The sequence below is a fragment of the Vibrio sp. 1727 genome (genome assembly GCF_033344415.1).
Taxonomy (GTDB): Bacteria; Pseudomonadota; Gammaproteobacteria; order Enterobacterales; family Vibrionaceae; genus Vibrio; species Vibrio alginolyticus.
Map to the genome: position 1 here is coordinate 1 of NZ_JAWPOT010000049.1, position 5,814 is coordinate 5,814.

6 protein-coding genes are annotated in these 5,814 nt (G+C 42.9%); all 6 read right to left on the reverse strand.

Translation table 11 applies throughout. The features are described 5' to 3' along the window. Positions 1-944, reverse strand: a 944-nt coding sequence (locus tag R8O10_RS23585; RefSeq protein WP_318191764.1) for a relaxase/mobilization nuclease domain-containing protein, incomplete at its 3' end; no start/stop codon positions are given. Continuing rightward, the gene (mobC, locus tag R8O10_RS23590) at positions 934-1,290 is read right to left on the reverse strand and encodes a plasmid mobilization relaxosome protein MobC (RefSeq protein ID WP_012806057.1); all 357 of its coding nucleotides are present in this window, start codon (positions 1,288-1,290) and stop codon (positions 934-936) included. The genes mobC and R8O10_RS23585, both read right to left, overlap by 11 nt. 185 nt (positions 1,291-1,475) lie before the next feature. Next, positions 1,476-2,000 (reverse strand): hypothetical protein, encoded by a 525-nt coding sequence (locus tag R8O10_RS23595; protein ID WP_005398494.1) that lies wholly within the window; start codon positions 1,998-2,000, stop codon positions 1,476-1,478. A 1,261-nt stretch (positions 2,001-3,261) separates the two neighbouring features. Then, positions 3,262-3,807, reverse strand: coding sequence for a helix-turn-helix domain-containing protein (locus R8O10_RS23600; RefSeq protein WP_031780731.1), 546 nt, complete (start codon positions 3,805-3,807; stop codon positions 3,262-3,264). Positions 3,808-4,118: 311 nt separating this feature from the next. Then, entirely contained in the window at positions 4,119-5,081 is a 963-nt protein-coding gene (locus R8O10_RS23605) for a replication initiation protein (protein ID WP_318125219.1), read from the reverse strand. A 223-nt stretch (positions 5,082-5,304) separates the two neighbouring features. Further along, positions 5,305-5,814 (reverse strand): hypothetical protein (locus R8O10_RS23610; protein ID WP_318191765.1); only part of this gene is annotated, 510 nt, incomplete at its 5' end.

A 5,814-nucleotide genomic window follows, 5' to 3' on the forward strand; every position in this document is an offset into this window, starting at 1 on the left:
CGTGGGTTAGGAACCGACCCAACACCATCCCCCCGAACAGTATTGCTAGGGTTAGAAGTATTGGTATTACTAGGTTTAGTCGTCTCTGGTTCGCGATACTGCTCACTACGTTTTTTCGCAAGGTGCTGATTTCGCTCTCTAAGCCCCTGCCTGTTTGCCTCAAGTCGTTTGTCACGCTCTGCGCGAAACTTTGCAGCTCTTTTTGCCTGCTGCTCTGCGAGGTCTTCAATGCCTCCGTAATCTTTGCCATATATTGCGCCCTTTAGGCGTATTGCTTTTTCGTGTCCATCAGCTTTAAACGAAATGGACGTTTTAGTGTTTCGTGTTACCTCGATGCCATCGATGGCATTAAGAGCATTTATAATGTCTTGTTGACTGTTCAGGTCGCCGTCAGCGGCAAGCTGAAACACATAAGCATCAACTTGCTCCATTAACTCTCGCCTAGGCTTGGAGTTGTCTCCAAGGGTAAAGGTGCGTGCTTTTAGTGGGTCGTTTGGGTCGCTAAATCCGTATGTGTCGTTTGCTATCGATTTCCACATATCGATGCGCTTTACATCGCGAGTATGAACGTAAGGCGTAAGCGCCTTACCAGTCCTAAGATCCATATTTACCACATGAAAATTAAGCTCTAGACGGTCTTTATCTCGGTGTTCTATCCACACAATATCGTACTGATCAGGTTCAAAACCTGTCATTAAAGTCTTCTCGAAAGACTCCATAAGCTCTTGCTTTTGCTTGGTGGGGATATTCGCTTCTTCGAATGACAAACAGCCGTAAGTGTACGCCTTGGAAAACCTAGAGGATTGCTTAAGCAACTCCCTTGTTGTGTCCGGGTTACCGGACAAAAGTGTAGGGGCAACTTTTCGCGTTTTAGTTCCTCCTTCGAGGTATTCGAGACCGTTATTAACGGACGTATGATCCCCTTTGAAAAACTTAACTATCATCGGGTTCTTGTTTAATTAACTTACTTAGTAGCTCGTTGGTCTCGGCAAGCCGAGCCTGAACGGCTATTAAATTTAGTGCTCCACCTGTTGTTTTTTTAACGGTGTTAATTTGGCGTGCAATTTGGTTAATGTTGTTGCCGATAGAAGCAACCTCTTTGACCAATTTTGGATCTTGCTTTAGTTCTTTGTATCGAGGTTTGTTTACAAGTGAATTTGGGTTTAGTCCAAGGTCACGAAGCCACCTCGATGCATTGCCATTTGCATTAGCAAAAATCTGGTCTTTTTCATCCTTCGTGACACGAACCTGAATCATCTCCAAACGAACGGGACGTTTATGTTTACTCATGGTTTTGGTTTTTTGTTTTGCTGCCAGTAGGGCAGTGCTTTGGGGAGGGATTAAAGGGAGGGTTTACCCTACCCTTTGCCAGCGATTTGAAAACTACGGAACGTAGGTACAAATCTATGCTGGCTAAAGAAATACCTCTTACGTAAAGATTAATAATTAATCATCGTAATGACAAACTGCTGAATTTACTTGTATTGTTCAAGCTGTTTAATTAGCTGTTCGTGCTTTGGGTTTGTTGTGTGCGGAATGGCTGCATTTAGCTCTGAAATATCGTTTTTAAGAGCCACAAAAAGAGGGTGAGATAGCACGCTTTCTTTGTATTTTTCATCAGTAAAAAACGGGCTGTAACGAGACTCGCCAGAGCGATTAAATAAGCCTGTCAACTTTGTTTTTGATACACAGCGACCACATGAAATTGTGATTGCTGAAATCGCTTCTCTGACGCTCATATTGAGTTCTTTTGAGTCGCTTAAACTAGGTAAGTAATCTTCGATAATAAGCGAGCGTGCAACCTTCACAGCGTGCGCTTTGCGCCCAGACAAACGCGCCTTAATACTACGCATTGCTTCATCGAAATCTTTGCTATGAGTTGTTGGCGCGCAGCGTTTTGCTGCTGTAATTACTTCTGTGTTGTACTTCTCGTAAGCAATATTAACGAAGTGTAATTGAAGGATAAGAGCCTCTTTTACAATGTTTTTTTCTTTTTTCATGTTAGTTGTTTTTTTGATGATTTATTTAAAAGTAGGGTATTTTTTGCCGTCATTCAAGCTAAAAGGTCGTCCTTTTGACTAGGTTTAAGAAAAAAACATAAGGCACTGTTTGTAATGAGTTCATCACCAATCACTTAACTAAAAGATCGTCCCTTTAACTAGTGTTTGGAGTATGGCGCGATAGCAACTTAGCGGTGTTGGTAGCATCCAGAAATTAGTTAAAAGGTCGTCCTTTTAGCAAGCTTGTTAAGGCGTAAGGGCTGGCTTAGCTAAGAGGTCGTCCCTAAAGCTTGCTAGCATACTCGTGGCTGGTGGATATTGTTGATTTCAGGGGTTTGGCGCAAATTAAGACTCAACCCCCCATTATCGTAATCGCTAGTTTTCATTAACAAATAAAAGCTGGTGGCATAGGTCGTATTTTCATGCGCAAAGTGTCTGTTTTAGCAGCTTTGTGGGGCAAATAGTACGTAACTCGATCTCGTTGTTCGTCTTACGTACTATATGTAAAAGGTCGCCAGTAGAGGCGACCTTTCGTAGTTCGTACAAAGTGCCGTTATGGTAAATGAGCACTTAACACAACGAGATTTATGCTCAATTCAGCATGGAATTCAACTTTATTCATATTCACAATAAGAGTAAAATCCCCAAAAAAATGAGATACTACTTCCAAGTAAGGGTACAAATGATATTTGCTTATACATGTCCTAAATGCCAAAAAGAGCGAGCTATTGCCCGAATAAAAAGAACATTTCCTGAAAGGGCATTTTTCAAAAGAAAGCAAACAAAATGCCAGTGCCAACACTGTAAGCATGTTTTCTTCATCAATTGTTCGGCATGAATCCCCCCTTCCGAACAATTGATGAAATTAAGCCAAACAATTTTGGTGTTTATTATGCCCATTATGTTAAACGGGCGACTTAACACCTCAGAACGCTCATCTGAAGCACTCAGAACGCCCTAGAGCCGTTTTTAAGCACTCACTCCCATCTATTCATCCAGAAATCGGGCTGTAAGTTTGTGACGTTTTCAGAGCGATTTACAGGGCAACAAGATCGCTGTTCGATTTAAATAAAAAAACGCCCTTAAAGGGCGTTTTTTCTATGTTTTAAGAGCAAGTTTTTTTTGATACGCCTTACGTATCATCATATCAAGCGTGTGTTTACCACCACCTGCAAGCTCAACAACAAGGTTTTTTGTGAGAAAGGTTTTGGTGTTTTTATATTGCTTCTGTCGCCATGCAGTTTTAAACGCCCTTTTTACGTTACTTGGTAACGCTGGTGGCATCCCACGATTTTTTATGCTTCGCAAAAGTGCCACGCTCTACTCCGGCTTCCTCCGCCATTGCTCGAATGCTCGGCATCTTTGGAGCGTCTTTGTAGCGTTCCAGAACAGAAAAAACCTTGGCTTGAGCCTCTTTCGCTCTGCGTTCATTGTCGCTGGTGGCTGATGGTATGCTTGATTTCTTAGCTGGTGTTACTGGCTTTTGTGTATCAGCGATACGTGTTACCGCGTCACTGAGTGTAACCAGAGCCTTGGTGAGTTGCGTAACAGTAGAGCGTAAAGCCTTTATTTCAGCGCATAGCTCTGCATTACTTGATGTATCGGGTGTAACGCTCGATACATGAAATAAATCTTGTTGAGCAACCTCGGTAGGCGTTATTTGATTGATTTCTTGGCGGTCAAGGTAACGAACACCATCCTCTTCGATGTATGAGAGCTTACCATCGCGCATATAGCGATACAAAGTGTTACGGCTTATACCTGTAACCCTAACGGCCTCATTGACACGTAACGTGCTATTTTCCATTAATACACCAATGATACAAGTTAGATACACGAGCCAAGGTGTAACACCGAGGCATAACGTTACATACCATAACAAATACTAAGCCGCTGAGTAGCTTAAATGGCACATTTAAGTGATCAAAGTGGAATAAAACATTACTTAGTAACGTATTCAATGTGATGGGCGACCACCTGGAATGTAAGTGAGTGTTTTACTAGAACTCTCACGCTCTGGTTAGACGATTTTTGTGGGTGGCTGTTTTTTTCTTAAGTGCCGATCACCCCCTAACGGGGGCTAATATCTGATAGACACCGTGTGATACCTTTTTATGATCAGTTTTTGATCCGCTTCCAGTGACGCTTAACCGTTGCTATACCTACCCCAGAAAGCTCTTGTACGGCTTTTTGAGTGGCTTTTTTGCCATCAGCAAGCAAAGAGGCATAAGCGGTCGTCATCTTCGATAAAACGTCATCAGTTCGCTTTTGATTTGTGTAGTGTGCACCAACGGCCTGACGTGTTTCTAAGGGCTGGTGGGGATCAAGGTTTAACCTGCGTTCTTTAACCCTGATATTGGCTCTGTTTCGCCATGTCCAGTTAGCTACGCTCTTAGAAATACCAAGCGCTTCCTTTTCTTGTAAAGGCTCTTTGAATCTATCGTTAAGCTTTTGAACGTGACAATCTAGATCGTGATGAAAAGCTTGGCATGTATCGAAGTTATGCACTGCACCATAAGCGTAGTAACGCAATACGTTGAACAGGCTAACGTTACGTTCGTAGTCACACAGTTCCGCTGTATCGATGTTGTACTCTTTCTTATCGAGATCACCACAACCATCGTGAAGCTCTGCGAGCGAATACTCGTGATTGTGCAGCACTGAAACGCACCAATCGCTGTGTAATGGGTTTTTTGTCATTAGATGACTGTAACCCTCATCAGCACTCAATAAACGCTTATATGTGCGTTGTATGGCGGCCAGATAGGCTAGAGGTTTGCTACGTGCATTTTCTGATGTAAATACAGGGCTAACAGCATATGCCATGTGATACTTACGACTATCACGACTCATAGCGACGTAGTTAGGAACTGGCAGGTTGTGCCTTTCCCACGCCCATTCACCCAAGAATGGATCATCTATGTCGAATATCAGCCATGCGCAGCGGAGGTGGCTGTTTAGCTGTATGTAACTGTGGGTTAGTGCGTGTGCAACGTTCCGTATCAGGGATGCGGTTTTGTCGTCACTGCAATATGGCCTTTTAGGTAAGTGTGCATGTACTCGCGCCTCGAATTTGTTCATATAGTTCTTTTCGGTTTTTTACTCCAAACCAAAGAACCTGATAGGCTTGCAATGCAGAGAAGTGGTACGTATACTTCATGTAAATCAAAGCCTCCTTTGGTTCTGGTTTGAAAACTTGTTTATGAAAAGAAATCCGTAGGTCGCCAAACTTAGCGGATTTTTTTTCGTCTGTAAGAAATGTACTCTCTTACTTCCCTCAGATCAAATGCTTACACACCCAACGCTACCGAAATCTGTTTTTTGGTCGTGAGGCTGGTTGTTGTGGCTTCGCTGGTGGTATTTCCTTTGGTTTGTTTGATGCGTTGATTGGCTTACTATCAAACGCTTGAGCCTTGATTATTGCTGGCCCCCATCCTGAGCTTTTAAGTAGGCGTTCAAGCTCGACACAGCTTCGTTTAGTTGCTTCATAGCCACTTCCAAGCTCTCCCGCTTCTGCTTTTCGCTCGCTAGCTCGCTCTGCAATGATTTCAATTGTTTTTCTAACTCTTTCGAAGAGTTGGCGTATCCATTTTGCAGGGCTTTTAGGTTGGTTAATATCGTTGTTAGCATGGTTGTTTATTTGTGTTTTTGGGGCTTGATTTGGCAATACAGTTGTTTTGGATTGCTCTGATCTTTCACTACCTGTAGGCACTTCTGGAACGTGTTGATCTCGTATTCGTGGGTTAGGAACCGACCCAACACCATCCCCCCGAACAGTATTGCTAGGGTTAGAAGTATTGGTATTACTAGGTTT